Annotated in this window: 28 protein-coding genes, 1 tRNA gene and 4 pseudogenes; 11 read left to right on the forward strand and 22 right to left on the reverse strand. The window is 33.8% G+C overall.

All coding sequences use genetic code 11. The features are described from left to right. Window positions 1–191 precede the first annotated feature (191 nt). From AC3CH7_RS12540 to AC3CH7_RS12550, 3 genes are all read right to left on the reverse strand, one after another. Window positions 192–365 (reverse strand): thiazolylpeptide-type bacteriocin, encoded by a 174-nt coding sequence (locus AC3CH7_RS12540; protein WP_012295530.1) that lies wholly within the window; start codon window positions 363–365, stop codon window positions 192–194. Between the two features lie 77 nt (window positions 366–442). Next, complete coding sequence (locus AC3CH7_RS12545; RefSeq protein ID WP_012295531.1) at window positions 443–616, reverse strand: thiazolylpeptide-type bacteriocin; 174 nt, start codon at window positions 614–616, stop codon at window positions 443–445. Between the two features lie 72 nt (window positions 617–688). After that, window positions 689–847 carry a thiazolylpeptide-type bacteriocin gene (locus AC3CH7_RS12550; RefSeq protein WP_080695225.1) on the reverse strand — a complete coding sequence of 53 codons (159 nt, stop codon included), beginning with the start codon at window positions 845–847 and terminating at the stop codon, window positions 689–691. A 1,176-nt stretch (window positions 848–2,023) separates the two neighbouring features. Here AC3CH7_RS12550 and AC3CH7_RS12555 point away from each other — a divergent pair. The 3 genes from AC3CH7_RS12555 to AC3CH7_RS12565 all read left to right on the forward strand — a co-directional run bounded on the left by AC3CH7_RS12555 (window position 2,024) and on the right by AC3CH7_RS12565 (window position 3,532). Then, window positions 2,024–2,386, forward strand: coding sequence for a hypothetical protein (locus tag AC3CH7_RS12555; protein WP_447402478.1), 363 nt, complete (start codon window positions 2,024–2,026; stop codon window positions 2,384–2,386). A gap of 126 nt (window positions 2,387–2,512) precedes the next feature. Continuing rightward, window positions 2,513–2,878, forward strand: a complete 366-nt coding sequence (locus AC3CH7_RS12560) for a hypothetical protein (protein WP_230584482.1) — start codon at window positions 2,513–2,515, stop codon at window positions 2,876–2,878. Between the two features lie 120 nt (window positions 2,879–2,998). Next, a complete protein-coding gene (locus tag AC3CH7_RS12565) occupies window positions 2,999–3,532 on the forward strand; it encodes a hypothetical protein (protein WP_036162279.1) in 534 nt (177 codons plus the stop codon). A gap of 142 nt (window positions 3,533–3,674) precedes the next feature. Here AC3CH7_RS12565 and AC3CH7_RS12570 read toward each other — a convergent pair whose 3' ends face one another. The 8 genes from AC3CH7_RS12570 to AC3CH7_RS12605 all read right to left on the reverse strand — a co-directional run bounded on the left by AC3CH7_RS12570 (window position 3,675) and on the right by AC3CH7_RS12605 (window position 11,671). Next, window positions 3,675–4,280 carry a hypothetical protein gene (locus AC3CH7_RS12570; protein ID WP_036217306.1) on the reverse strand — a complete coding sequence of 202 codons (606 nt, stop codon included), beginning with the start codon at window positions 4,278–4,280 and terminating at the stop codon, window positions 3,675–3,677. A 34-nt stretch (window positions 4,281–4,314) separates the two neighbouring features. Further along, on the reverse strand, window positions 4,315–4,929 hold the full coding sequence (locus AC3CH7_RS12575) for a hypothetical protein (protein ID WP_031419351.1): 615 nt from the start codon (window positions 4,927–4,929) through the stop codon (window positions 4,315–4,317). Window positions 4,930–5,243: 314 nt separating this feature from the next. Next, the gene (locus AC3CH7_RS12580; protein WP_012295540.1) at window positions 5,244–5,930 is read right to left on the reverse strand and encodes a DUF421 domain-containing protein; all 687 of its coding nucleotides are present in this window, start codon (window positions 5,928–5,930) and stop codon (window positions 5,244–5,246) included. A 306-nt stretch (window positions 5,931–6,236) separates the two neighbouring features. Next, window positions 6,237–6,635 (reverse strand): hypothetical protein, encoded by a 399-nt coding sequence (locus AC3CH7_RS12585; RefSeq protein WP_012295541.1) that lies wholly within the window; start codon window positions 6,633–6,635, stop codon window positions 6,237–6,239. Window positions 6,636–7,708: 1,073 nt separating this feature from the next. Further along, entirely contained in the window at window positions 7,709–8,626 is a 918-nt protein-coding gene (locus AC3CH7_RS12590; protein WP_488381761.1) for a hypothetical protein, read from the reverse strand. Window positions 8,627–9,338: 712 nt separating this feature from the next. Further along, window positions 9,339–9,947, reverse strand: coding sequence for a hypothetical protein (locus AC3CH7_RS12595; RefSeq protein WP_198696208.1), 609 nt, complete (start codon window positions 9,945–9,947; stop codon window positions 9,339–9,341). 1,187 nt (window positions 9,948–11,134) lie between these two features. Next, complete coding sequence (locus AC3CH7_RS12600) at window positions 11,135–11,404, reverse strand: hypothetical protein (RefSeq protein WP_198696207.1); 270 nt, start codon at window positions 11,402–11,404, stop codon at window positions 11,135–11,137. A 105-nt stretch (window positions 11,405–11,509) separates the two neighbouring features. Further along, window positions 11,510–11,671, reverse strand: a complete 162-nt coding sequence (locus tag AC3CH7_RS12605; RefSeq protein ID WP_207889344.1) for a hypothetical protein — start codon at window positions 11,669–11,671, stop codon at window positions 11,510–11,512. A 528-nt stretch (window positions 11,672–12,199) separates the two neighbouring features. Here AC3CH7_RS12605 and AC3CH7_RS12610 point away from each other — a divergent pair. Next, complete coding sequence (locus tag AC3CH7_RS12610; RefSeq protein WP_426388412.1) at window positions 12,200–12,460, forward strand: hypothetical protein; 261 nt, start codon at window positions 12,200–12,202, stop codon at window positions 12,458–12,460. A 452-nt stretch (window positions 12,461–12,912) separates the two neighbouring features. On the opposite strand, the gene AC3CH7_RS12615 is transcribed toward AC3CH7_RS12610, so the two are convergent. From AC3CH7_RS12615 to AC3CH7_RS12625, 3 genes and pseudogenes are all read right to left on the reverse strand, one after another. Beyond that, window positions 12,913–13,068 (reverse strand): hypothetical protein, encoded by a 156-nt coding sequence (locus tag AC3CH7_RS12615; protein ID WP_155272993.1) that lies wholly within the window; start codon window positions 13,066–13,068, stop codon window positions 12,913–12,915. Between the two features lie 78 nt (window positions 13,069–13,146). Then, window positions 13,147–13,395: a hypothetical protein gene (locus AC3CH7_RS12620; protein WP_036164410.1), complete on the reverse strand. Its 249-nt coding sequence runs from the start codon at window positions 13,393–13,395 to the stop codon at window positions 13,147–13,149. 125 nt (window positions 13,396–13,520) lie between these two features. Beyond that, window positions 13,521–14,066, reverse strand: a pseudogene (locus AC3CH7_RS12625) (ERCC4 domain-containing protein). Window positions 14,067–14,148: 82 nt separating this feature from the next. On the opposite strand from AC3CH7_RS12625, the gene AC3CH7_RS12630 reads away from it, so the two are divergent. From AC3CH7_RS12630 to AC3CH7_RS12645, 4 genes and pseudogenes are all read left to right on the forward strand, one after another. Then, window positions 14,149–14,334: a tyrosine-type recombinase/integrase gene (locus tag AC3CH7_RS12630; RefSeq protein ID WP_080717375.1), complete on the forward strand. Its 186-nt coding sequence runs from the start codon at window positions 14,149–14,151 to the stop codon at window positions 14,332–14,334. Window positions 14,335–14,698: 364 nt separating this feature from the next. Then, window positions 14,699–14,950: pseudogene (locus AC3CH7_RS12635) on the forward strand (tyrosine-type recombinase/integrase); the annotation flags it as partial. Window positions 14,951–15,976: 1,026 nt separating this feature from the next. After that, a pseudogene (locus tag AC3CH7_RS12640) lies at window positions 15,977–16,408 on the forward strand (flagellin N-terminal helical domain-containing protein); the annotation flags it as partial. Between the two features lie 1,287 nt (window positions 16,409–17,695). After that, window positions 17,696–17,971, forward strand: a pseudogene (locus AC3CH7_RS12645) (flagellin); the annotation flags it as partial. Window positions 17,972–18,335: 364 nt separating this feature from the next. Here the strand turns inward: AC3CH7_RS12645 and AC3CH7_RS12650 are convergent. Continuing rightward, the gene (locus tag AC3CH7_RS12650; RefSeq protein WP_036164411.1) at window positions 18,336–18,548 is read right to left on the reverse strand and encodes a hypothetical protein; all 213 of its coding nucleotides are present in this window, start codon (window positions 18,546–18,548) and stop codon (window positions 18,336–18,338) included. 231 nt (window positions 18,549–18,779) lie between these two features. On the opposite strand from AC3CH7_RS12650, the gene AC3CH7_RS12655 reads away from it, so the two are divergent. Beyond that, window positions 18,780–19,955, forward strand: a complete 1,176-nt coding sequence (locus AC3CH7_RS12655; protein WP_036164412.1) for a tyrosine-type recombinase/integrase — start codon at window positions 18,780–18,782, stop codon at window positions 19,953–19,955. A 94-nt stretch (window positions 19,956–20,049) separates the two neighbouring features. Here AC3CH7_RS12655 and AC3CH7_RS12660 read toward each other — a convergent pair. Next, window positions 20,050–20,123 (reverse strand) — tRNA-Arg (locus AC3CH7_RS12660). Window positions 20,124–20,346: 223 nt separating this feature from the next. Between AC3CH7_RS12660 and AC3CH7_RS12665 the strand changes: the two genes are divergently transcribed. Both AC3CH7_RS12665 and AC3CH7_RS12670 read left to right on the forward strand, forming a co-directional pair. Further along, window positions 20,347–21,093 carry an SDR family NAD(P)-dependent oxidoreductase gene (locus AC3CH7_RS12665; protein WP_012295550.1) on the forward strand — a complete coding sequence of 249 codons (747 nt, stop codon included), beginning with the start codon at window positions 20,347–20,349 and terminating at the stop codon, window positions 21,091–21,093. A 74-nt stretch (window positions 21,094–21,167) separates the two neighbouring features. Further along, a complete protein-coding gene (locus AC3CH7_RS12670) occupies window positions 21,168–21,836 on the forward strand; it encodes a hypothetical protein (RefSeq protein WP_227256901.1) in 669 nt (222 codons plus the stop codon). 24 nt (window positions 21,837–21,860) lie between these two features. Here AC3CH7_RS12670 and AC3CH7_RS12675 read toward each other — a convergent pair whose 3' ends face one another. The 6 genes from AC3CH7_RS12675 to rph all read right to left on the reverse strand — a co-directional run bounded on the left by AC3CH7_RS12675 (window position 21,861) and on the right by rph (window position 26,299). After that, entirely contained in the window at window positions 21,861–22,523 is a 663-nt protein-coding gene (locus tag AC3CH7_RS12675) for a YqjF family protein (protein WP_031419368.1), read from the reverse strand. Window positions 22,524–22,582: 59 nt separating this feature from the next. Beyond that, window positions 22,583–22,747 carry a DUF2639 domain-containing protein gene (locus AC3CH7_RS12680; RefSeq protein WP_080695228.1) on the reverse strand — a complete coding sequence of 55 codons (165 nt, stop codon included), beginning with the start codon at window positions 22,745–22,747 and terminating at the stop codon, window positions 22,583–22,585. 109 nt (window positions 22,748–22,856) lie between these two features. After that, window positions 22,857–24,317 (reverse strand): protein adenylyltransferase SelO, encoded by a 1,461-nt coding sequence (locus tag AC3CH7_RS12685; RefSeq protein WP_198695926.1) that lies wholly within the window; start codon window positions 24,315–24,317, stop codon window positions 22,857–22,859. Window positions 24,318–24,441: 124 nt separating this feature from the next. Further along, window positions 24,442–24,945, reverse strand: coding sequence for a metallophosphoesterase (locus AC3CH7_RS12690; protein ID WP_012295555.1), 504 nt, complete (start codon window positions 24,943–24,945; stop codon window positions 24,442–24,444). Window positions 24,946–24,957: 12 nt separating this feature from the next. Continuing rightward, entirely contained in the window at window positions 24,958–25,551 is a 594-nt protein-coding gene (locus AC3CH7_RS12695; protein ID WP_012295556.1) for an XTP/dITP diphosphatase, read from the reverse strand. A gap of 1 nt (window position 25,552) precedes the next feature. Next, window positions 25,553–26,299, reverse strand: a complete 747-nt coding sequence (gene rph / locus AC3CH7_RS12700; protein WP_031419371.1) for a ribonuclease PH — start codon at window positions 26,297–26,299, stop codon at window positions 25,553–25,555. Window positions 26,300–26,416 lie beyond the last annotated feature (117 nt).

Raw genomic sequence — 26,416 nt, forward strand, 5'->3', positions numbered from 1 at the left:
TCATCAATAAGTAATAGCAATGATTGTTCTAATGAACTGTCATAGTTATAAATACAGGTTTGATACATTGCAACACACCCTTATGTATTTTTTTTACCCTGTTGGATTCTCCAAATACAACTCTTAGATAGAAGATAATCGGGCGGTTGTCACAATAGTTTGTTTCAACCGCTCCATTATTTTTCAAGTCATTAACAAGAACCACAGCATGACGTTGAGCCACATGTTGATGATGCTGAACAGCTTGTCGAGCCACTGCTTGCTGTTGTTTCCGGAATTGCTGACACCTCGTCTAAATCTAGTAATTCCACTTCTAAATCGAATTCATTTGTATTTACTTCCTGAGTATGCATCTCTTTTTTCATCCTTAGTTCCTCCCATAAATAGTAATTAGTTGTTTATACTATTTTCGAAACCGACTCTACATCTTCCAAACAATTTATTAACAAGAACCACAGCATGATGTTGAACCGCATGTTGATGATGCTGAACAACTTGTTGAGCCACTGCTAGCTGTAGTTTCTGGGATCGCTGACACTTCATCCAAATCTAATAATTCTACTTCTAAATCAAATTCTTTTGCATTTACTGTTTGAGTATTCATCTCTTTTTTCATCTTTAGTTCCTCCTATAAATAGTGATTATTTGGCTACTACAATAAAAACTTACACCAATTCCTCTAAATGATTTAACAAGAACCGCAGCATGATGTTGAGCCACATGTCGATGATGCCGAACAGCTTGTCGAGCCACTGCTTGCTGTTGTTTCTGGAATCGCTGACACTTCATCCAAATCTAATAATTCTACTTCTAAATCGAATTCATTTGCATTCCGTTCTTTTTCCATTTTTCTTTTCTCCTTTCATTTATTTACATACACACTATAACTCGAGAAATCTACAGTTATTCATTCTTTTCATACAAACCGCTCCTCTATACTTAGGTGTCCTAGTTAACTAAAATAGGTGTTCTAATTTCCATCTTAACTGTCAATAAAATGGGGTGTATCTGCTGATTCATACCAACGTAAACCTGATTGTTTTTTATAAAAAAAACCGCTTAAGCACTATTCTTAAGCGGGTCTTTTTCATTTAATTAAGGGATGAACGGGACAATCGTGTAATGTTAGAATAAGTAAAAATAAAAATTCAACAATAAGATTATCTTGACTCAACATTGACATTTATTTATTTTTGTAAGTAATACAAATCCCTTAACAACACGAAAAGAAATTGGCATAAAGAGTAATTTTTAGAGATGCAAATCTTTTAAATTCACTTTCTACCCTAAAATAACTTAACCTTACATTGGAGGAATATATACTGAAAATAAATACTTTAGAAAATTTACAGGGAAGGCATGATGTTTTTGAATTTATGCAAGGTCCTTTTAAAAATAAACATTGGCATGATACTTCTATTTATCTAACAACAGAAGCCTTTGATTTTTTACATTTATTTATAGAAGATGTATTACCTGCTTTCAATTACTTTGGTCCCAACTGCGTTAATCAAGAACAATGGAATCAAATCGCTTTCAATGCATGTTCACTAAATAATACAGCGGATATCCAATTCTTACGACTTTTCAATAAAATTGATTATTGGGTGAATGAAAATTTCAAGGAGCACAATTGTTTCTCAATTTGTGGACCATAAAAAATTTTTTAAAATGAATTTAACTATTCGTCAACATAAAAGGATCAGCCTCACTATTAATTGAGTAGCTGATCTTTTGTTGTTCATTAGCCAATACTTAATATGTTTTTAGTTTGTGTAGCTATATATAAAATACTTAGCAATTATCACGGGCTCCTATTAATCCACTTAGATAAACTGACCGCCCCACCTTATCTCCAAACTGCCATTGCTAAAACCTCCGTAACTCCTGCCAATCTTCAGGTTAGGTGCATCAATAAATTTACATCATTATATTAAATTTTCTTATATTACCATATACATTATTATTCATTTAGGTTTTATAAGCGAAAGGTCAAAGTGTGAAAAAAGAAAGGATGATTCGTATGAAAAAGAAAAAATTTATAAGCAAGATGACCCCTATCATGGTGGTTTCTGGAATTATATTTTCAAGCATTCCTGCCTTTGCCACAGAATTGCCAGAGTCAAATACTATGGTAGAATTGCCAGAATCAATTACTATGGATGGGAAAGTGTTGGTAATGGATAAGTCCGCTGGCGGTGGAAGTGATAGTGCGTCACAAGACAACAACACTATGAGTATCTCTAGAAATTCTTATAAAGTTACAGGTAGTGATGTTCGGTTGTATGTGGATTCTTCACATGGGCATGGCGGTGACCATTTTGCATCTGGCTGGGTAGCCACGATTTACTGCACGTGCAGAAGTTTGGTCCAATGGTCGACTTAACACTACTGGTAATAACCATTTGAATAGTGGGATTAGAGCCAATGCAACTTCTTATCTAGCTACAGGCCTAGTTCCAGATGCGACACCTCGTATTTTCTATAATTGGTAATGAAGAGAAAAAACTTATTGCTACGCTTGATAAGACCTATTTATACAATTGTCGAAATTCTATTCCTCGTCGTTTTAACTGCATGTAGCGCAACAGATGAAGTAAGTATACCAGATGTACAACAACCTCAAACCAACACAGTTGAACCAGAAAAATCACAAACGACGACACCTAAGCCTGAGTCATTTGATGATTACGAGGATTATATTAATTACGTCTCCGATATACCTGAATTTGAACCGTACTATAAAACCGTTTTTGCTTTTGAAGAACTTCCAGATGGCATCAAATCTGTGCCAATTGAAGAAGTAAAGGCTATGTATAACGAAATAAAAACAGCTTTTGATTATATTCTTGTGAATGAATACCCCTTAGTTTATTGAGGACATTATGAAGGCGAAACAAGTTTTGTAGAAGGATATGAAGAGTATCAAGCCGCTGGCAACGATAAAATTATTTCAAACCCAGTGAATGTTGTTTCGCTTGATCAGGAAGGTAATGAAGTGTTGACAACCCCATTAAAAACAATTTTATTAGGTGAAGGCACTTTTAATCACTTCGATAATAGTATTGAAGAAGGCAGAAACCTTCAAAAGTCTGATTTTTCGCTTGAGGCACCCAACAAACCTATTAGTGTTGTGTTGGGGAATGCGTATAAGGATATTTATAAAATTGGCGATATATTTTCCTTGGAATTAATTTCTGAAGTAATGGATTTTCAAGTCGTTGGTTTTTATCATTCAGGTGTTGGTTTTTCAATGAACGTTGGTGCCCTACAAGATGTGAACTTGGATCACACCATCGTTATACCTCATTTTATACCTCATTACAAACCTGTTGGAGAAGCAGCTGTTTTTCAACATGCTTACCATATCGGTGAATTGCTATCAGGCTATATCCGTATTCCAGAGTCGGTCGAGAAAATAAACGAAGATACCTATGCTTATACAATGGACAAAATGGAAGAAATGGCGGAAAGGCATGATATTTCCGGCCTCTATAAAATGCCATATTGGCCAGTCGGATTTGTTTGGTAAGGGGAAATTACTACTAATAATTTCAACAGATAGTGCTCCTCGCTTTGAATAGTTTGGTTGTAGTAAACCTTGTTCTACTAAAAGTGAGGAGTACTTTTACTCTCTTGGCTATTGAAATAAAAAAGAACAGTATAATTTCTATTTACCTAATTATTTGTTCATACTTTTTCCCTTTTACTGTAATGATTGCTTTTAATGGTTTCCCATCCTTCTCCACTTGTTCTGGTACAGAAGCTATAAAATGTAGAGTACCCGTTTTCAAAGGCTCGATCGATGTAATATTGGTAAACGTGAAATCTGCTCCACCTCGATCTTCTATTGTTGAGAAAGTTGTATATTCATATTTTCCATCATAAATAATTTTCACATTTAAAAATTCATCAGATGATTGACCTGTTGTTAGTAAACTTTTTACCGAAATAATAGTATCTAAGTACACTTCACCCTCCTCTTCATTTTTGTAATATGTATACATAGAGTTTGGATTTGGCGGTGAAATTTGTTTACCGAAAACATTGTTGTTAATAGTGATTTCTGCGTAATTATCAACTACCAATGCGTTTCCTTTAGTAATCGTCAGAACTTCCTCTACCTCTGTTTCATTTTCATTATTATTTTCAGATACTTCTTCTTCTGCATTTTTTCCAACAGATTCTTTTGGATTACTATCTGAATTGTTATTTTTATCGCTTTGACCACAAGCCACCAATAACATAGACACCCATAATAATAATGCTAATTTTTTCATGAAAACCCCTCCTATATTATAGGTGCTCTTCAACTTACTTATTGTTATTTTCATTTAAGGAATCTGGATAAACCATCGTGTCAAATATCTCTCCATTTGTTTCATCTTTTAAATTTACTGTGACTTTATAATCTTCAATGTCTGCACCGTTAAATAGCTGGTAGTACATGCCTGCTAAAGCTAGTCCAAAAGATGCAATTGCATCGAAACTACCTTCAAACTTTTCTTTATTTACTGTCAGTGTAAACTCAGAAAAAGATTTATTATAAGTTACATCATTTATGGAAACAAAATCTTCGCTTGTTTTAAGTTCTTCTACACTTTTTACAATTCTTTCTTTTAATTCCTTCATCATCTTTTTGTGCTCGGATTTAGACATTTTATAAGTTAAAGATCCGTCTTCATTCTTAATAACTTCCTTAATGCCACTATTTTTTGCCTCAGAAATAATAGAATCTATGTCTTGCCCCTTGTATAATGTAGCTGGTATTGTGACTTCAACATTTATAAGACCTTTATCAACTTTTAATGGTTCTTCGGATGCTTTATCAGCACCATCTGTTTTCTTCCCACTATCATCATCCTGATTACAAGCTATTAACAAAATACTTAATAGCAATGTAAGTGGTAAAATAAGAAATTTTTTCATTTTTTTCAATCTCCCTTCTCCACAAATATACATGGATAATGAAGGAATATCTATTACTATTTTCATATTTCTACATATTTTACGCTTTACAATAAAAAACACCCGTTCCGAAATGGAGGAAGCTGTATCTATATGGCTAAGTAATTATTAGCAGGTTTCTTATATGGAATGGACGAAGATTGAGAAGGAATTCCTAACCCTTCGATCCATGCAGCATTAAAATACTTCAGCGTTTAGGTATCATTAACAAACAGCAATAAAAACAAAAAAGTGACCAGATACTCATTTTTAATTGAGCGCCTGGTTACTTTTGTTTAGAATTTTTGTATAAATAAACTTCCATCAGATTGAATTTCAGCATAAAACACTTCTTTGACCTCTTTTATATTTGCCCTGCTTAATTCGTTTTCTAACCAATCTCTACTTTTACCAACCTCCAATAAATTTTTCGGTAATAATTTTCCATCAGCAATTATTTCAATAGGTAAATAAGTCGGCGGCGAAGGATATATTTGTAAGTCGCTTTTTTGTGTTCCTTGATATTCAGGTTTTTTGAGAATACTAAGTCTACCATTTGGTTCTAGAATGGCGAAATCTATTTCTGCTATTGAAAAGATTTGATATTGCCTAATCAACATCGTCAGGTCATCGATATTAACACCTGTTCTTTTTAATGCTTTTCTGTCTATCTTTCCATGTTTTATAATAATGGTAGGTTGACCATCAAAGATCACTCTAATTTTTCCAGACTTAAGACTTATATAACTGACTATTATAGTAAGTGAACACCAAATTACTAGGCTGAGTAAATCCTTTGTGTAATCTTTTGTACTAAGAACAACCATATTTGCAGCCATTGATCCTATTGTTATTCCTGTTACATAGTTAAAAAAAGTTAAATGACTTAATTGTTTTTTTCCTAAAAGACGTGTAAGAGCTAGAAGGACAAAAAAAGTAATAACTGTTTCACTCGCTATCTGTAAGTAGCTTACATCGTTCATTGTTTCACCCCTATCTATAATAGAATGGTCAAGTATTTAAGAAATTACACAAATAGCCTAGGCTCAACAAAGATAAAATGGCAAAGGAATTAACAAGGAAAGTTTTTTAGAATATGGTCTAAGGGTAATCGTTTTGCCTCCTAGTAGTGATATCTAACACGAATATTCCTCCCGCCTATTTTTTATAAGAATCAAAACTTTTAAGTTTTGCACTGTATAAATAAAAAAAAACCACCTCGTATGAGATGGATACATCATTCTAGCTATTCAATTAAAGCACCACGTTTGTTGAACAAGTTATTTTGTTTACCCTTCAACAATTGCAAGATATTTTTTGATTTCTCCTTTAGATTCTACAATTAAAATCTCTCCTCGTTCTTTGGTGGAAAAAATCTTTGTACCAACAGGAAGTTTATTCGACATCCCATCTCTAAAATCTGTATTAGCATCATTTTTTGTTTTTATTTCACCGATTTGAACATCTTTTGTTAAAGACAATTCTTCAACCCAATCAATATTAGCTTTGTAGATAACTCCATCATACTGAAAAATATCAGCATCAGAATCTAATGTTAAAACTTCTTCGGCATTTATCCTGTCAATTGATACGGTTGTAGTTCCCCCTTGAATATTGCATCCTGTAACCATGAATAAAGCTAATGCGACCAAACCATAGAATAATTTTTTTATTTTCAATCCACCCACCTCTTTTATATAGACACCAATTGTCTACCAAAAGTTACATATTCAACTACATGTGGATTCGACTAAAAAGAATCTCAAAAAAAATTACATTAAAATGTAAATAAAAAACTACACTTATTACAACTAATAAGTGTAGTTTGAACTTAACAGTGTTCTGTTTGGGCAATTGTGAGAAATGTAGATTCAAGAATTTTTTTAATTTTATCAAATTATTAAATTATTCTATTGATGGTATATTGTTGTAGAAGTTATATACCCCTTTATATGTGCTGTATTCATAAAAAGTTACTTCTAATTTATAGTTTTTGTATACTAGTGGCCAGTTTTAGTCTGGTTGCCAATATCTTCTTCAATACAATATATAGTTTTCTTCTCGTTGTTTGTCATTGTAGCTATTAGTGCTGTAGCAATTGTGGCTAGAATTCCTATAACAACAGAAGTAGTAATACTTGTTAAATTAAAAGAACCGGGATTTGTATACTCATAAATCCATGAGACCCCTACACCACCACCTTGATTATTGGAAACAGTCGATAGCCTATCTTTAACTTCAAAGAAACAGTTTCTTCATCGTCAGTTACTTCTACACTTTCAATTTAACAAAATCATTTGAAATTTTCTCACCATTTACATAAGTAACAGTTAATGACATGTATCGCAGTATCTGTTGTATGACCATCAGTTACTGTAATCATTTTAAAATTACCTGCGATATTTATGCTTACACCATAAGTTACTCCTTAACTATTGTTTAGTATTGGCATGACAAATGTTAATATAAATCATTGTAAACATCGTTGTATATGAAAAGGAGAGAATAATGGTGCCTGATAACAAAACATCTGAAGCACAAAAACGACCTACACAGGCTTATCAAGAAAAATAAAGAGATAAAACAAGGAAACAATCAGCGAAGAGTTCTGCTAAGACGAATATTAATAAGTACTGTGATTTAATGACTTGGCTGAATTAAAAGAGATCATTGCGGCTCGTGAACAGGAATTAAAAGGAGTAAATTAATAAAGACCAGGTACTCTCTTTCAATTGAGCGCCTGGTCATTTTTGAGAAATCTCTAATCGGAAAAATCCTTCTTTTCATTCTTATTCAATAAATATATTCCTGTGTCTGTTTGAATAACAAATTGATTTTTATATTTTAAAAACTCAAACGGTTTAGAATTCAGAGCTATATACTGTTCAATTTTTCCACTGTTTGGATTCAACGTTACAATTCGTTTATTTTCCATATCACAAATATATAATTGCTCATCAATATAAGAAATATATTCTGGGTAATTTAAACCTGTTAGTTCATTTTCACAATAAATTACATTGATTTCATTACTTATACCTTCTGTCTTTCGTGAGAGTTCTTCATCAGGCATATAGTGGTAGATTTTTTCTATTTCAAAACTCGGAAATTTATATTTTACAACAGAATTCAAAGTGGGAGATACGCCCCAGACTGCTTGTCCATCTGAACAAATTTTATACAATGTATCATAATAGTCAGAGGTTTCCAACAAAATATATTGAACAAGCTTATCATCCTCATTAAAGTGCAGTATGATATTATGAGGCCACAGAAGACAAATTGTTTCATTTCTTATAACACATGTCATAAAATTAGTAACATCAGAAAAAATATGATTAGGTATGATATTAAAACCATAGTTATCTCCCCAATTTTCTCCAAATGTATTATTATAGTATTCACTAAGACTAATTAATTTTCTTTTTCCTTTTTCATTTATCCAGCATTTCGCTATACTTTCGATGTATGAATAATTTGACTCCTCTAATTGACTAGATATATTGCCCCATTTATCACCAAATTTACTTTCCACATACGTTATTTTTGATATTTCTCTTAGATTTTCACCATTATATTGATAATAGTAAGTCTTATCCTCTTCTTCAGAAAAACTTGCGAAAGATAGTGTATTTTCATTTTGTATAAGTGAATGTCCGTTCGAATGCAATTTTTCCATGAAATTTTTCATCCTCGCCTCTTAATCAATAATCAAATTTGCACCTGGTTTAGGTGTACTTACCGCACGAAAAATATTCACTATGACTAGTATACTTTTTTACCCACCTTTTTAAAACTGAGGTACTACTAATCTCGTATTTCGCTAACACTTCCATCTGTGAATAATTCCGTTGAACGTAGTCCTCCATGGCCGCTAACTTTAACTCTTTTGAATAGAATTTACATGAAGTAGCTTTGTGTAATCCATCACGTCCACTTGCCTCGTATTTCATTTTCTAGCTATATAAAGTTTGATGATTTAATGAAAATTTTTCACACAATTCGTTGATAGAATAGTTACCTTCTTCAAACAATTGAAGGATATGTCATTTTAACTCGAGTGGATGTTTGCTTCGCCCCCAAAAAAAGACTCCCCTTAGATAAACAGATTTTATTTTTTCATCTGTCTACCTAATAGGGAGCATATCAATTAATTGAGTACCTGAGCTTTTTGTCTATACTCCGAATTAATTACTGAGTATCATTTTTTTTGATTTGATAAGTGACACCTGTAATAAGATTAAATATAAAAAGTAAATTTAAAGGATTAAAAATAATCCATTTTAAATCTGCTTCTAATGCAAATTGTAAAAATATAAACAGAATCCATATTACAAGATAGCTCAATATCATCGGTCTAGAAAACCATTCATTCAAAAATCATCACCTCATTAATCAGTACAGAATGTAGCAAATCCAGCCATACCGCCACCTATAGCACCAACTATAGCACCTCCAACACCTGTTACAGCTTTACCATTTGCACCCGATTTTTCGCCTATAGCAGCACCAGTACCTGCACCAGCAACTCCTCCACTTATCCAGGCTCCTGCAGTTCCAAGTGCGCATTTTACTGGATTAAAACTCCTTTTGCTTCTTGATAACGATACTTGATTTGTTTCAGTATCATTTTGTAATTCAACTAATAACCCATTTTCAATTTCATTATAGACTAAATTAACAGTATTTCCATTTACATCAATTGCAGTTGTCGGTAAAACTTCTGAATTTTCACCGTTAGTTAATGTCACTACTCCATTTTCATTGAAGTCAACGTTTACATTTTCATTAGTGATATTAATCTGTAATGAACTATTATTTAACTTTATTATATCAACATCATTTGCACTTGTATTTGTTTCTACTGTATTAGAAAAAAATTCTTGGTCTGCAAAATTTGATGGATTACTTATTTCATATGCTGATGCATCCTGTATGTTAGAAAAAGAAATCATTGATAGAGTTAAAGTCGATGCTAAGATTATATTTTTAAATTTCATAATGAACCACCTTATTTTCAGATAATAATATTTTGAATAGCTATAGCTAAACTTACCTCGAGTAATTATTATCCTATAATTGCCAACAACGCCACTTCAAGGGTGTATTACCACCGAATTCTTGGTGGTCATATTCCAATTATATGGCGTGCATTTCATATCACGCCAGTTCACGCCAATTATTTCTTCATTTACTGGCGTGAATTGGCGTTGTTTTATCCCTTCATAAGCCAAAAGATACATTTTTGCTCCAAAGTAAAAACTTAAAATTATTTCTTGAAATTTCTTGTTTTAAAATGATAATAATATTTTATTTCAGGATAGCTAGTTATTTCGCTATTTAATGATAACCTTCAAAACTTTCAAAATTACCACTTTTCATTGCACCTGAATCGAATTTTTCTAACCATTATTTATCTATCCTTCCTTTTCCTGTAAATTTTTTAATATAATCATGTACCTAAGTCTTAGTTGTTAAGTTTGTAAATTTCATAGTATCCTCATCCTTTTCTGTTGGTTTTTTTATTTCCATCGGCTTCATTGCTTCTGCAATACGTTTCAAGAAACTATTCCAACGATTTTCTGCCAATATACGGTGCGGACAATATTTGCCGTTCCAATCCTGATGCTTCTTAACTCGCTCAATGACCCAACCAAGTTGCTTTAATAGCTCAGATATATATTGAACAGCGTTTTCCTCTGCAATCCTATAGCGACATCACCACTTTTGCTGTAACAAATTTCTACACCAGTAGAAACACGATTACCTTTCATTCGAAAAAGATGAGATACATGCATCTAACCTCCTGGATGATATCAGCACTTTGAATTTTGAAAAATCGAAGGAAATCAAAACATAATGATTTTGGGGTACATGCCTTTTCCTACTTCCCCCTCTCCCTATTACATTCAGCATTAATAATTTAATGAACTAACACAAACATTGATATATCAACGTTTTCCCACAAAAAAACACCCGTTTTGTAAACGAGTGTTTCGAATCTTTTATGACAACCACTTCGGTGGTGATATTATCCCCTTTACGTATAATGTTATCTACAGCGTACTGTAGTTTTTTTAACATTGTCTACCTAAAGGGGATGATATCAGACAACAATTAAGTTATCTTAGTTTTTATTTTGGTTCGTATTTTATCAAGTGAAATCTGTGGTAATAAAATCTATATATTATTGCATGCAACACGAAATGGCTTTGTCCATAACTTTTATGTTTACAAACACAGATCCTTGATTATCAATTACATAATCTATATTATTGTCATCTAAATTCTCTAATAATGCTTTTTGCGACTTTTTTGTTAAATTTTCATACTTAGCCAATAAGGTTACGCCTTCTTCAGTGACGGTTGCTTTTCCTTTTTCTAACTCATCATGCTTGCTACATCCATTCAATATACTCAAACTTAAAATAATATATAAGAAGTATTTACATTTCATAAATTCACATCCTTAATTTCCCTTTAATACCTATATTATACCATCTTATAAGTAATAAAAAAAAGCCAATTACCAATTAAGGTAACAGGCATCTGCTGTTAAGCGCTACGTTGTGAAAATGATAATCTTCAATCCTTCAAAATCACCACTAGTCATAGTTCCATTATCGAATTTCTCCAACCAAGATTCATTAATCAATCCTTTATCGACTGCTTGTTGAATATAATCATGTACTGCAGCTTTTGCGGTTGTGCTTGTGAATTTCATCGTATCATCATCCTTTTCTGTATGTTGTTCAGAAATTTTAGGAGTATCAAAAAGCGCGCCGAATATTTGCTAACAAAATTACAAAAAAACACGTTCGCTTGTCCGTATATATCGGAAACAAGTGGTAGGTCACGCTCAATGTGAGTCGTGACTTTTTTGCTAGAACACTAGTGAATTAACTTATAACTAAACAATTGAATTTATTACCAAGAATGTGGTATTAAGATCCGATCCATACAATTAAACAACATTTATTACATAATTTAGTGTATAATTAATTGGGTATTTATTATATTAAAATGAGGTGATTTTTAGTTGAGCTCTATAAAAAGTATAATAAAAAATAAAGTGTTTTGGGCATCTGTTTTTTTCTTTGTAGCATTATTACTTATTATGCAGCTACAAACAAATATAAATTTGTTTATACAAATTATTATTACAATAATGTTGTCTACACTATTTTTCTTATTTAATTATTCATTGAATATAAAAAAATGAAATGGTATTATATACAACAATAGGTATAATATGACATTTATAATAAAAGATGGATTGTTCGAAATTATTATGGTAGTAGCAATCGCTATGTTTTCAATCCTAGGGGTATTTAGTGAAAACACTAATGCAAGAGAAAATGAGAATTTAGAAGAGATTGCATTAATGGAAGATTCCTTAGGGTTAATTTATGAGAAAGGTGTAGTTACTAACGAAAAAGGTTATTTCTTGGGGTATGATAGAGAAGTTTTGAAACAGTATTTAAAACACCCAATTTTATTTTTCTATATTTGAAAGGATCATTTTTTTCTTCTGCTTTTATTTCAATAAAATCAACAAATGTTAGTAGAAGTGCAGAAAAAGAAAACCCAAGTAAAAACAAAGGTTTGAAATTCGTAATTTCCAATACTTCCAAAACAGCTAGTGCAATTATTGCGAATCCGATATATCTTGTTATTGGGTAATCATGCAATATTTATCAACCTTCACTACAAAATTATATACTAGAAGGTTGAATAAATTAACAATTTTAGTTAAAGAAAAAGACTACCAATTTAGTAGTCTCCATCTTTTACATTCTATTTTGCCACACTATCTTACTCACAATTACTTTTCCCTGGGAATTTTTTATCCATTTCTGCTGCACACTCTACCTGAATTATTGTAAGGGTAGTTATAACTCCCCAAATATTTGACTTTAAACCTAATTTAACTATTTTCTTGTACAGTATCTGATTATCTAACCCTCAGAATGTATTAATCAGATTTTTCATTTCATCTAAATCATTCATTTTATGTGCTAATTCACGTTCAGCAGCTTCAATGATTTCATCTAATTGAGCACCATGGCTTTCTGAAGTTAATTTAACTTTTGTTAAGTCGCCCTCCACCCAACGTTTCAATTCATTTTTACTACATTCTAAATTAAATTCGATATCTGCAATTTCATCCTCTAATCATTCCTTGCTACACTTTTAGTATTATAATCTTATCCATTCAACTTTAAATGCATCTTGATCACCATCTTCATCAATAAAACAATATTCAACGTAGCCAACTCGATCTATAACTTTGCCTTCTATATCATAAAGTACATAAACATAAGTTATGATAATGTCACATTCTAGGCTATTTTTCTCGATGGTTTCTTCTTCTATATAACCTGCTTCAAATAAATACTTTTCAGCACCCGAAAGTGATAAACCTTGTAAAATAAATAAACTTACCATTATATCCTCCAAATACTTTAATTAAATTACCTAAGATATATTTTAAATTATTCGAGGTTATTAGCCAGCTAAGAAATGTATTTTTTATCATAAATCCTCGTTCTCATTCCACATGTTCATGATAGTTAGAACACCTCTCTCTTTAGGTAGTTCTTCATTTGGTAATAGAAATGGTAGTAAATAAAATTCCCACTAAACTTATTATTTAAGTACGTAATTCCAAAGCCGTAACGAGCTTTGAAAGTATTCAATGAGCAAAGTAATGCAAGTCGATCGTATTTACTTCTGTAGGTCCCATTTAGAATTTTTTTATATCCTTCTGGATCTTCAAGTAAGATTGTGAATGGCATATTCTGAGTTAGAATTAATTCATTTTCAAAGCATGTACGCTCGTCCTTACCTAAGTTTCCTACTATCTCGTCTACACTAGCTTTCCGTTCAACTCTCTACTGTTTAAATAAATATCTCGCATGATACCAAGTTCCTCATTTTTCGGCAGCATAGCTGTGTAATCGCCAGGCAGGGTAGAGTTTTTTTAATTTAATAGATACATCCTTGCTGCGTAAATATTCAAGAATATGGCCGTTTACTTGTTCGCGAGTATCAACCACTATCGTCATGGTTTTCATGATTTTGTTTAACTCTGTATCGGTGTAAGCATAATGAATCATTCAAAAGGTGGTTTTGCGACTAAAGGAGAAGCACAAAGAGAAGCTGCAGAAAAAGTATTATTATTAAAAAGGTAATCAAGTAATTGTTAAAGAAAAAACATTTGCGAATTATTTTGAAGAATGGATTGAATTGTATAAATCCAACAAACATATTAACACCTATAACCGGTATTCAAATTCTGTTGAACGGGTCAAGGAACATTTTAAAGATAAACCGATTCAAAAAATTACTCGAGCTGATTACCAAATGTTTTTAAATGAATGGTAAAGGTAAATCAAAGGAGACTTTTAGAAAGCTCAATACACATATAAGAGCGTATGTAAGGGATGCAATTGAGGAAGGATATTAGAATTAAACGCTACTAATAACGCTAAAAAGAGTGAAGATAAACATTTGAATTACAATGATTGCGCAAAATTATACAAAGAACTTTTTTTTATCGCCTTTCGCCTTCCACAAGCACATACCATTTAATTTTATTGGGGCTTGTATCATGATTGCGGTTTGGGGAGTTAACAGGACTCACTTCAGATGTTTGGATTTTAAACTAAACCAATTAAAAGTTTACCGAGGATAGGACTATAAAAGAGGAACTGGTTTTGGACCATTAAAAAATGAACAATCCGAAAGAAAAACATCTATAAATAAGAAAGTTATGAATGAATTTAAGAAACTAATATTGGCGGTACCTGAAAATGAAAACAACTTGGTTTTCTATAGACAATCTTCCATAAAAACAGTAAAAAATGAAGGAGCTAATAAATTATTACGAAAAACATTAGATGCATTAGGAATCGAACATATCTCCATTCATGGTTTACGACACACGCATGCCAGTGCCTTAATCTATAAAAGAGCTAATAATCATTCTGTTTCTAAATGATTAGGACATTCAGATATTCAAACAACCCTTGATCACTATTCGCACGTATTAAAAGAAATGGAAGAACGAGATGAAGCAATAGCGATTAATGTTTATTCATCTTAATTTCTTTGTTCACCATGTTTACATTTTGTTTACCAAATTTATTTTTTATATGTCATTCAATACGATTCTTATAAATATCCATACAAACAAAAAACGCTCAAAACCCAATTTTCATAAGGTTTCAAGCGCTTTTTATTTCGGTTAAACATCAACCTTTGATTTGTTATTGACGTCCCAGGAGGGATTCGAACCCCCGACCGACGGCTTAGAAGGCTGTGGTAATAGGTTTTTAAACTTTTATACATTACTATAAAACCTGTATTTATAGCTTTTTATCAACCGATATATTAAAAACTTATTGAATATTTCCTTCTATTTATACGTTTTGGTATTTGTTTGGGCACCCCTTGGGCACCTACCTTTAATCCTCCAATGATACATTTGACCAGATGCAATATGCAGTACTTCAACCTGATTCACATTCATTGAAACAGCCTTGTACATTACTGGTTCAAACGATCTTTGATGTGGAATAGCTGTGTGAATATCGAGATAATAAAAAGCATCCTATCTTTAATTAAAGGATGCTTTAATCAATGAAAAAACTCCATCAAATGAAAGCGTATTTCAACCACAAAAAAAACATTTAAAAGACTCTACTATATAATCATAGCCAGTGAATCCTCAAGGTGTCCCTGTAGGTATAATTAAAATATCTTTTAAAATTTAGTTTTTATTTATTAAAGCTTGTTTAGCATTAACCCTAGTATTTGTTAATTAATAAGTGCGGAAAAGTTCTTAGGTGACTCAATAAAGTAATAGCAAGTTACTATTTCTTCATATCAAGTTAGGAGTCCTTCTCGTTATTTCTTTCAACCAAATGAGGAGATTTCTTATAAATTAGGAGTTTTAATCTAATAGTTACAAAAATAAAGGGTAAATGGTAATATTATCTTAAATTAGAAATATACTTTATTTTAAATGAAAGTTATAAACGGAGGATCTGTTTTGATTATTAGACACAACATCTCATCTCTAAATGCAAATAATAGATTAACTCAAAATAATAAAAAGACTAATAGTGTATTAGAAAAACTGTCTTCTGGATATAAAATTAATAAAGCTGGAGACGATGCTGCTGGTTTAGCAATCTCTGAAAAAATGCGTGGTCAAATTCGCGGTCTTAATATGGCAGGTAAAAACATTCAGGATGGTATTTCACTCTTACAAACTGCTGAAGGTGCATTAAACGAGGTGCATTCTTTGCTTCAAAGAATGAGAGAATTGGCAATACAAGCAGCAAACGATACTTCGGTCTATGAAGATCGTTTAAAAATTCAACATGAAATAAATCATTTGAAAAACGGAATCGACGAAATAGCAAATAACACACATTTCAATACAATAAATCTTTTAAATCAAAAGGTGAGTGATATTACCTCCCCAGAAAATCCTAGCGATGAAGTAGCTACTAAAATAATTTCTTCACTAACTTATAAACCAATATACACTGTTCTAGCTAACGTTAATGACACTTTAGAAGTAGAAATAAATGGTGTATCTAAAGTAGTTCAAATACCTGCAAATACTTATTCTGCAAATAACTTTATACAAGAACTTAATAATGTATTTAACAATAATCAGATAGACTTAACAGCTAAATTCTCAGATAAAACTAATAACATTGAATTTGTTAGTTCAAACAAAAATCTAATCTTTAATAGTATCAAAGGGAATATCGGAGCTAATTTTTTATCACCTATAATTTCAGCTTCCAATAGAACTGGCAATATCAAAATAGATGGATACCCTACTCTAAACCCAGGTATTACTATAACCTCTGGAGTGAATGATACTTTAACATTTGATATAGATTCACAAACATATTCAATTACTTTAAGCCCAGGCGCATACACAATTTACGGACCTAATCAAAGTGGCCAAAATATAAACTCTCAATTTATAAACGAATTAAATAAACAATTTACTGCTGCTGGTGCTCCAGTAAAAGCACAGTTTTTATATCTAAGAGATTCTCCTCCTCTAGATGGAACTGTACTTACATTAATCGCTTCATCAGATCAAGATGGGTTATACCAACTTACTGATGGCAATCATACGTTTGGAAATTTCGGTGGAAATGCTAAAGATACTCTTTTTCAAAACATTTTAGATGGGTGGACACTTATTGATTCCTCTTCATTAGTGAATGGTAGTATTACTTCTTCGAATACTACAGTTCAAGGTAGAGTAGACCTATCAAACGGGATGAATATCCTATCTGGTGAAAACGACACGCTTAATTTTGATATTAACGGAGTCACTCACTCAATTGTTCTTTCTATAGGTAGTTATAGTCCAAACCAATTAATAAATGAGATTAATAACCAGTTAATTAATAAGGGTATTGACTTATTCGCTGAATTCGACACTTCAAACCATCTGGTATTTACTAAACATGGTGATGGTATCATTAACAATTTCTCTGGTAATGCCGTAGGAGAATTACTGTTCGAGACAAAGAATTTATCTTTTAGTATAGAAAAAAATCCGGATGAATCAAACCAAAGCAGTTCACCTAATGGAATTTTACATTTTCAGTTAGGTGCTAATAGTAATCAGAATATGAAAATTAATCTATGTGATGTTAGAATTTCAAATTTAAAATTGAGTGATTTAGATTTAACTTCACAAACAAGCGCAGGTTCAGCAATATCTATAATAAATAAAGCAATTGAAACTGTATCCTTTCATCGAAGTGAATTTGGGGCTTATAATAATAAGCTAGAACAAGCAATGAATAATCTTAGTAATACATCCAATAATTTAACTCAAGCTGAATCACGTATTCGTGACACTGATATGGCTAAAGAAATGATGATATTCACAAAAAATAATATTTTACTACAAGCTATTCAATCAATGCTGGCTCAATCAAATAAACAACCAGAAGGAATTTTACAACTTCTACAGTGATCTACCTTGGAAATATAATTGTACATTAATAATGACTATAATTTCTCATTATATAACAGTGACCTTTACAAATAAAAAAGACTAGCCTGGCAAATTGCTTGGCTAGTCTTTAATCTTATTAAAATATCTTTTAGTTCTAGTTTTTAGTTACTAATACATGATTAACATTAACCCATGTATTTGTTAAATAATAAGTGCTGAAAAATCCCCTCTTATATCAAGTAATAATATAAGCAGATTACTATGTCTTCATATTAAAATTAGGATCTCTTACTTTCTCTACTATGCTAGCTCTCAATTTAACAATCGTAACAGCTTATTAATATTGAAAAACACAATAAAATGTGTGTCATTTAATTGTAGATCAGCTAACTTTTTCACTGTACTCAAATAAACTTATTAATTTAGAAAAGCTCGGCATATTCTTAAATTTAATCTTTTCCATTGAAGTTATAATTAACAAATTTAACTCTTGTTCCAAATCTTCTCTATTGTCAATAGACGTTTGATATAACAGTTTCTTAATTTTTGGTTGCATCATTTCGATTACTTCTAATGAATCTATTTTATTTTCCATGGTGATACTCCTTATTTACTAGCATTTAGTCTAATTTCATCAATAGCTTTATTTTTTGCCTTGTTGACTGCTTGTTGAGATATATTCATTGCTTTTGCAATATAAAATTATGCTCGATTGGAATAATACTTTATCACTAACTATGAGATGATTTAGAAAGAAGGATAATTTAATATAATAGGTTATTTTATTAACATAACGTTGTACTCTGTTTCGAAGGAGCTGTTAGCAATGGGATATGTACAAAAAATCAGTAAGAATAAATTCAAACTTATCGCAGATTTAGGTTATCGAGGTAATCGCCGTATTCGTAAAACTAAAAATGTAGAAGCCAAAAGCGAAAAAGAAGCGATGCGCCAACTAATACTGTTTGAAGAAGAAATGAAGCAAAATAAGGATGTTTATTTTAGTGATATTGAATCAATTACATTAAATCATCTTTTTCCACGATGGAAAGATAATTATGCTAAACAACATTATAGTGCACGATCATTTCATGATAATTGTACGCATTTAGAAAAACGCATCCTCCCTATTTTCGGTGATATCAAATTAAAGGATATTAAAAAAGTAGATGTAGTATTTTTTGTAGGTGATTTACAGAAGAAAAAACGAAGATTAGACGGCAAAGAAAGCGAGTTAGCCCCTTCCACTATTCATAATATTTACAAGGCGTTCGCTAGTATTATGAATGTAGCAGTTGAGTGGAATTTAATCGAGGAGAGTCCTTGTAAAAATATAAAGCTACCAAAACTCAAATATGAAGAAGGTAAGGCCTACAGCGAGGAACAAGTTAAATTATTGTTTGAACGATTAAATAATAGAGAGACTGCTGAAAAATGGTTGTTAGTTGAACTAGCCGTGGTAAGTGCTGCTCGACAAGGTGAACTAGTTGCCATTGAAGAAAAACATTTAAACGTCGAAAACAATACCTTATTAATAGAACAAGCTTTAGTTAATTTAACTGGGGATGGAATTATCGTAAAAGAAACAAAAGGTAAAAGAAAACGAGTAGTTACTATTCCTTCAAATATTATGAATGATTTAGTAACGCTGGCTGCAGTGAAAAAATATCAACTAGAAGAGGCTGGCGATGAACGAGTATGGGAAGGACATACTTTTCTTTTTTCAAATGATTTTGGTAAACCTTATCGACCAGATTCAATAAGTCAGTGGTGGGATCGTTTTATGAAAAAGAATCCTGATTTACCTAGAATTCGTTTTCACGATTTAAGACATACTTCTGCTACCCTCTTGATTCATGCTGGTGAACATCCAAAAGTTATTCAGTCGAGATTAGGTCATTCTAATATCACAACTACCATGAATACTTATGGACATCTTTTACAAGAAACGGATCAGCGAGCCAGTTCCCACTTTGATAAACTTTTTGATGATAAAGATTGATTTGGGCACCTCTTGGGCACCAAACAAAGAATTATACATTCTTGCATAAAAATAAAAAGCCTTACAACCGTTGTGGCTGTAAGGCTTTTATTGACGTCCCAGGAGGGATTCGAACCCCCGACCGACGGCTTAGAAGGCCGTTGCTCTATCCTGCTGAGCTACTGAGACATGATGTCGTTTCTTATGTATTCCATAGGAAGGACAATATTTATTATATGTATTTTATGGCGTAATGTCAACAATAATTTTACTATGTAGGCAAGGTTTCCCTCATCTATGTTTTATCATATGTTTTCGCCATATAAATTATACCACGTCTTTGCCTTATCGATAGCAAGAACATAAAAATTTTTGTTAGAATATTGGCTAGAAATCAATAGGAGGTATATAGATGTTTAAGGATTCTGTTGTAGTTGTTACTGGTGGTGCACAAGGGATTGGTAAGGGGATTGTGCTAGCATATGCACGACAGGGTGCGAATGTGGTGATTGCTGATATCAATAAGGGCTTAGGTGAGCAATTAGAGAGAGAGTTGCTCGAGCAGGGCTTCTCTGTCATCTTTGTTCATACGGATGTGGCGAAGGAACAGGATATTGTTTCATTAATGAAACAAGCAGTCGAACAGTATGGGTCGATTCATATATTAATTAATAATGCTGGAAAGTTACAACATACATCTCCTTATGATATTACGTTGGAGGCATGGAATGATCTTTTGCAAACGAATTTAACGAGTGCCTTTTTCTGTGCAAGAGAGGCTGCGAAGGTGATGAGGCACAATGTCAAAGGTGGCTCGATTGTATCTCTAGCGTCTACACGGGCTGAGATGTCTGAGCCTTTTACTGAAGCCTATGCTGCTACAAAAGGAGGGATTGTGGCATTAACTCATGCTTTAGCACGATCGTTTGGTCCTGATCAGATCACTGTAAATTGTATTTCGCCCGGGTGGATTGAGACTGGCAATTATGAGGAGCTTCGTCCGATAGATCATGCGCAGCATTTGTCAGGGAGAGTGGGTGTACCGGAGGATATTGCTCAAGCATGTCTCTATTTAACAAATCCGCTGAATGATTTCGTTACAGGTATTAATTTAACGGTCGACGGTGGGATGACAAAGAAAATGATGTACGAGGATTAATGTCATACCTTCCCTTTGTCTTCATTGCTTTCATACATAGAGCTGCTTAGGAGTATGCTAATGTAGGAGAACAAATGAAAAGGAGCGAGGTTTTGTACCCTTATTCAAGTAGGTTTTCATTAAGCCAGTTGTACCAATCACCCTCTACACAATATACAGCACCGATTCGTCATTTTTTACGTTCAACTGATCATCGACACTGCATTAGTAAAACTGAGGCAGATTATATGGCGATGAATCAATTACTATGGATGGAGCATGTGAATTGGACACGGATGACGATTATTAGCATCGTTTTCAATTTGCCAGATTTACCTTTTGTGCAGCAGCGTTTGTTAAGAAATGCGACTGATTTGGGCAATTGCCTTCGCCCTTTTTATGGCGACTCTATAGCAGATCGTTATGCGGCTTTAATTAAAGAGCATCTTGTTATTGCTGCTCAGTTAGTGACTGCTGCGACTAAAGGGGATACTGCCACGGCTGAGGCAAAAGAGAGAGATTGGTATCGTAATGCAGACGATATTGCACAATTTTTGCATACGATTAATCCATACTTAAGTATGGAGGCCGTACAAAAGATGTTTTATATGCATTTGTCTTTAACAAAAAACGAAGCTGTGACCATGATTCAAAAAAATTATCAAGCCGACGTGGACATATTTGATGAAATAGAGGCAGAGGCGCTTGCCATGTCAGATATGATAGCGGGCGCTATCGTCATGCAATTTTGTTATCTCTTTTAATGCTCTCACTTACAATATTTTTTATCATTCAATCACTGGAAGAAAAATCTTTGTCTCCTTTTTCTTTGCATAATGCGCAATGGGTTGAATTCCCTGAAAGGTTCCCTTCATAAAAGAAGCTAACGTATTACTTTGAATTTTCACATCAGCCTGTTGTAAATCCCACGGTGTATGTTGAATATCAATACGAAATAATGTATGGTTCCATTTTGCCCATGAATGATAACGTTCGACTAGCCATTGATCAAAATTAGTTTGAGTGTTATCCCCTATTGTATAGGACACCCTTAATCTTTCGTCCAACGTTTTGTAATAGCTGGTATAGGTATTGTCATTGTTCCTTTGCGTTCCTATAATTTTTGAGTATCGATATGGTAAACTGCCCAATGCTGTTATTTTTGAGAAGATAAAATTGGTCACATCTAAATGAAAAAAATAGATGCCTTTCTTGCCCTCATACTCAATATATGTTCGTACGTTCAATTGTAAGGAGGTATTCAAGCCCGGAATAGGTGGCAGAAATCGCAAGCGATGCCCATGCACTTTAAAAAGAACCGCACTCACCCAGGCATCATGTGCAAATAAATCTAGCTCTACTTCTGGAGGTAAATGCTTTTCTAATTCTAGGGGTGATACCGGCCAATGTAAAAATAGTACATCCTGCCATGTCTGTGCTATCATCCACATAGTAAAACTCCTTTCTACCCTCATTTTTTCCTAGAAAGGAGTTATTCAAACCATAAAGGCTATTTTTGTTCCTGCTCTGTCGTTTCTATTTCTACATAGCGATAATATAGATTTCGTAATTCAGATTCTTTAAATAACCCTAAATGACTTTTAAGTTGTGGATGTACTAGAATGCCATATGCTCGTAACTCTTTTACAAACCAACCTTTTGAATATTTGTGCATCGAATCCATTCCCCTTTACCTTTATTCATACATAGGGTATGCGCCTGGTTTGGGTATGGTGTCATGGCATAATAAAAAAACGAGAGGAGCATTCCCTCTCGTTGTCTTCTTATGTGCCGCAAAAAGTACGGTATGGTTGACTAGACGTCTCTGGTAATGAAGCATATTCCTGTTGTTCATTTGTGTGGGCAAAGGGCTGGGACAGGGCTGTTACTAATTTATTCATCACACTAAAGTCTTCCCGCTCTACAGCCGCTTCCAATGCCTCCTCTACCCTATGATTACGTGCAATAACAGCAGGATTATGCTGGCGCATCAATTGTTGGGACATGTCTTTTGTTTGTGGCTGTCTCGCTAATCGTGCGAGCCATTTTTGATGCCACTCTTTAAATGCTGAAGTCCGCCATAATGAGGTTTTGTCGATATGGTCAAAACTTAGGGCGATAAACGTATTTGTATAGTCTGCTTTGTCTTGTTGCATAAGCTGCAGAAGTTCTTCTATAAGCTTCATATCGTCTTGCTCTTCATCAAATAATCCTAATTTTGCTCGCATTCCTTTTAGCCAGTTTTGAACGTACAACTGAGGGTATTGTTCTAGGGCAGCTTGAGCAAGTTCAATGGCCTGCTCTTGATTTTCATGAATTAAAGGAAGTAACGCCTCTGCCAACCGTGTTAAGTTCCAGCCCCCCATGCTTGGCTGGTTACCATATGCATAACGTCCTTGTCGGTCAATGGAACTGAACACGGTTGCTGGGTCGTAGGCATCCATAAACGCACATGGTCCATAATCAATGGTTTCCCCACTGATGGTCATGTTATCTGTGTTCATGACCCCATGAATAAAGCCCACTAACTGCCACTTTGCTATAAGGGATGCTTGTTTTTTTATGACTTCCTGTAGTAAATAAAGATAGGGATTCGTGTTCCCAAGATAATTGGGGAAATGTCGTTCTAATGTATAATCTGCTAAGGTCTGGAGCTCCTCGTCTGTTCCCCATTGTGCAGCATATTGAAAGGTCCCTACCCGTAAATGACTGCTGGCAATTCTCGTAAGGATAGCACCAGGTAGGTCAGTTTCACGGATAATCGTTTCACCTGTGCTCACTACCGCTAAACTTCGAGAAGTAGGAATCCCCAACCCAAACATCGCTTCACTAATAATGTACTCCCTAAGCATAGGTCCCAATGCGGCTCTTCCATCCCCACCACGGGAATAAGGTGTTCTTCCAGATCCTTTTAACGCGATATCCATGCGTTCGTTTGAGGGTGTTATTTGTTCACCATATAAAAGGGCCCTTCCATCGCCTAACATATTAAAATGCCCAAACTGGTGACCTGCATACGCTTGCGCAATAGGATTACTACCACTAGGTGCTTTATTACCCGCTAATACAGCTATGCCCTCTTCTCTTTTTAAAGCTTGACTATTTAATCCCAATGACGCAACAACCGTTTCATTTAACAGGACTAATTTAGGTGAAGGAACGGGGTTTAATGTCATTTCGGAATAAAAAATACTTGGTAATTGTACATAACTATTGTCTAGATTCCAGCCAATTGTCTTTTCCATATTTTCTCCTTTGTTACCTTTTCCATTTATTTTTTCTATTTCAACATCATTCATTCCTAGTCAATTTTACCATCCAACCTAAAAATCCGCTTACTTTAAGAGTAAGGCGGATTTTTAGGTCGTATTAATTTCGTTGGAAAGTATGACGTGACATACACTGCTGATCATCCGTCCAAAATTCCACTGTAAAAGTCGAATCTTCTATTTTTAGCATAGCAAAGCTTTTTTCTTTGCGACCCCTAGGCTTTAGTAGGCTTCCTGGATTGATAAATAAAATATTATCCAACATTTCAGCACCGAGAATATGAGAGTGCCCAAAACAAACAATTTGGGCATTCAATTCTTTTGCACGATAGGCTAATGACAACATGGAACTTTTTACATTAAATAAATGGCCATGAGTCACCAAAATTTTTACATCCTCGATCGTAAAAAATTCTTCCTCAGGAAAAGCTTCCTCCCGATCACAGTTCCCTCGTACTTTTTTCATTCCCTTTAATGCATCATGCACATAAGGAAGCTCACTATCTCCACAATGTATCCGAACATCTATTTCAGGATAAAAATTTCTGACCTTGTCGATCACATGACTGTCGCCATGTGTATCGCTCATGATTAGTATTTCCATGTATACCACCTCTTATTTCATAAGATTCGGCAATTGCTCCTTCAGCTTACGAATAGCATTACCTCGGTGAGAAATGGCGCCCTTTTCTTCTGGCGTAAGCTCAGCCATCATACGATTTAGACTTGGGACAAAGAAAATGGGATCATAGCCAAACCCATTCGTGCCACGTTTTTCATGTGCAATGACGCCCTCGCATGTGCCAAATACTGTTGTCGTGTTAAAATCTGGACCTGCAATGGCAATACAGCAGCAGAATCGAGCTGTACGTTTGTCATCTTCAACACCTTGTAGATTTTCTAACAGCTTCACCATATTAGCCTCATCATCATGATCACCAGCGTAACGCGCAGAGTAGACCCCTGGCTCACCATTTAATGCATCCACTGCTAAACCACTATCGTCAGCAATAACAATGGTGCCAAGATTTTTCGCTAAGGCTTCTGCCTTTAAGATTGCATTTTCTTCAAATGTTGTACCTGTTTCCTCTATTTCCATATCTGGTGCTACTTCAAACATTGTGACAACTTCATAACCTAGTGGGCCAAATAATGCTTCGAAATCTTTTGCTTTCCCTTTATTTTTGGTTGCAATGACTACCTGTTTCATATTATTTCCCTCCGACCATGTTTGCTTGTTCAGCAAGCGCTGTTTTTTGGAGCTCAACTAATTGCTGGATGCCTTTTTCACCTAAAGCTAATAATTCATTCAATTCTTCCCGAGAGAATGTTGCTTCCTCGCCAGTGCCTTGTAATTCTACAAAGCGACCTGCACCTGTCATAACAATATTCATATCAACAGCAGCAGCCACATCTTCTACATAATTTAAATCTAAAACGGCACCTTGCTCTTCTACAATCCCTACACTAGTTGCGGCTAAAAAATCTGTTACAGGGAACTTAACGAACGGCTTTTCTTCTGCAAATTTAGCAATTGCCTGTGTCATTGCTACAAATGCTCCCGTAATGGAAGCTGTACGAGTGCCACCATCTGCTTGAATCACATCACAATCGATCCATACTGTACGCTCTCCTAGTGCCTCTAAATCGACCACAGCACGTAATGCACGCCCAATTAATCGTTGAATTTCCATCGTCCGTCCATTAACCTTCCCACGAGATGATTCACGTGGTGTACGTTGAGCGGTTGCACGAGGTAGCATCGAATATTCTGCTGTGATCCAGCCTTTCCCTTGCCCACGTAAAAAGCCAGGAACTTTATCTTCAATTGTTGCTGTACAAATTACTTTTGTATTTCCTACTTGAATTAAAACCGAGCCTTCTGGGTGTATTAGGTATTCACTATCCATTTTTACAGATCGCAGTTCATCTGCCATTCTTCCATCAAATCTTGTCATATTTATTGTTCCTCCTAAAAACTTTCGCGCCCTCATCTTATCATAATTTATTTCTTCAAAAAAGTACTCAACGTTTATGTAAAATGCTGAAAACGGCAAAAATCAGCCTAGCCCATT

Source organism: Lysinibacillus sp. F12 (assembly GCF_057773605.1).

Coding starts and splice junctions, on each gene's coding strand:
- AC3CH7_RS12575 (WP_031419351.1), bottom strand. CDS start 4,929: ATGAAAAAATTTCTTATTTTACCACTTACATTGCTATTAAGTATTTTG.
- AC3CH7_RS12595 (WP_198696208.1), bottom strand. CDS start 9,947: ATGAAATTTAAAAATATAATCTTAGCATCGACTTTAACTCTATCAATG.
- AC3CH7_RS12690 (WP_012295555.1), bottom strand. CDS start 24,945: ATGGAAATACTAATCATGAGCGATACACATGGCGACAGTCATGTGATC.
- AC3CH7_RS12620 (WP_036164410.1), bottom strand. CDS start 13,395: ATGGTAAGTTTATTTATTTTACAAGGTTTATCACTTTCGGGTGCTGAA.
- AC3CH7_RS12655 (WP_036164412.1), top strand. CDS start 18,780: ATGGGATATGTACAAAAAATCAGTAAGAATAAATTCAAACTTATCGCA.
- AC3CH7_RS12610 (WP_426388412.1), top strand. CDS start 12,200: ATGACATTTATAATAAAAGATGGATTGTTCGAAATTATTATGGTAGTA.
- AC3CH7_RS12545 (WP_012295531.1), bottom strand. CDS start 616: ATGAAAAAAGAGATGAATACTCAAACAGTAAATGCAAAAGAATTTGAT.
- AC3CH7_RS12680 (WP_080695228.1), bottom strand. CDS start 22,747: ATGCACAAATATTCAAAAGGTTGGTTTGTAAAAGAGTTACGAGCATAT.
- AC3CH7_RS12675 (WP_031419368.1), bottom strand. CDS start 22,523: ATGTGGATGATAGCACAGACATGGCAGGATGTACTATTTTTACATTGG.
- AC3CH7_RS12550 (WP_080695225.1), bottom strand. CDS start 847: ATGGAAAAAGAACGGAATGCAAATGAATTCGATTTAGAAGTAGAATTA.
- AC3CH7_RS12685 (WP_198695926.1), bottom strand. CDS start 24,317: ATGGAAAAGACAATTGGCTGGAATCTAGACAATAGTTATGTACAATTA.
- AC3CH7_RS12540 (WP_012295530.1), bottom strand. CDS start 365: ATGAAAAAAGAGATGCATACTCAGGAAGTAAATACAAATGAATTCGAT.
- AC3CH7_RS12665 (WP_012295550.1), top strand. CDS start 20,347: ATGTTTAAGGATTCTGTTGTAGTTGTTACTGGTGGTGCACAAGGGATT.
- AC3CH7_RS12695 (WP_012295556.1), bottom strand. CDS start 25,551: ATGAAACAGGTAGTCATTGCAACCAAAAATAAAGGGAAAGCAAAAGAT.
- AC3CH7_RS12590 (WP_488381761.1), bottom strand. CDS start 8,626: ATGGAAAAATTGCATTCGAACGGACATTCACTTATACAAAATGAAAAT.
- AC3CH7_RS12605 (WP_207889344.1), bottom strand. CDS start 11,671: ATGAAATTCACAAGCACAACCGCAAAAGCTGCAGTACATGATTATATT.
- AC3CH7_RS12580 (WP_012295540.1), bottom strand. CDS start 5,930: ATGAACGATGTAAGCTACTTACAGATAGCGAGTGAAACAGTTATTACT.
- AC3CH7_RS12600 (WP_198696207.1), bottom strand. CDS start 11,404: ATGAAATGTAAATACTTCTTATATATTATTTTAAGTTTGAGTATATTG.
- AC3CH7_RS12650 (WP_036164411.1), bottom strand. CDS start 18,548: ATGGAAAATAAAATAGATTCATTAGAAGTAATCGAAATGATGCAACCA.
- AC3CH7_RS12670 (WP_227256901.1), top strand. CDS start 21,168: ATGAAAAGGAGCGAGGTTTTGTACCCTTATTCAAGTAGGTTTTCATTA.
- rph (WP_031419371.1), bottom strand. CDS start 26,299: ATGACAAGATTTGATGGAAGAATGGCAGATGAACTGCGATCTGTAAAA.
- AC3CH7_RS12570 (WP_036217306.1), bottom strand. CDS start 4,280: ATGAAAAAATTAGCATTATTATTATGGGTGTCTATGTTATTGGTGGCT.
- AC3CH7_RS12555 (WP_447402478.1), top strand. CDS start 2,024: ATGAAAAAGAAAAAATTTATAAGCAAGATGACCCCTATCATGGTGGTT.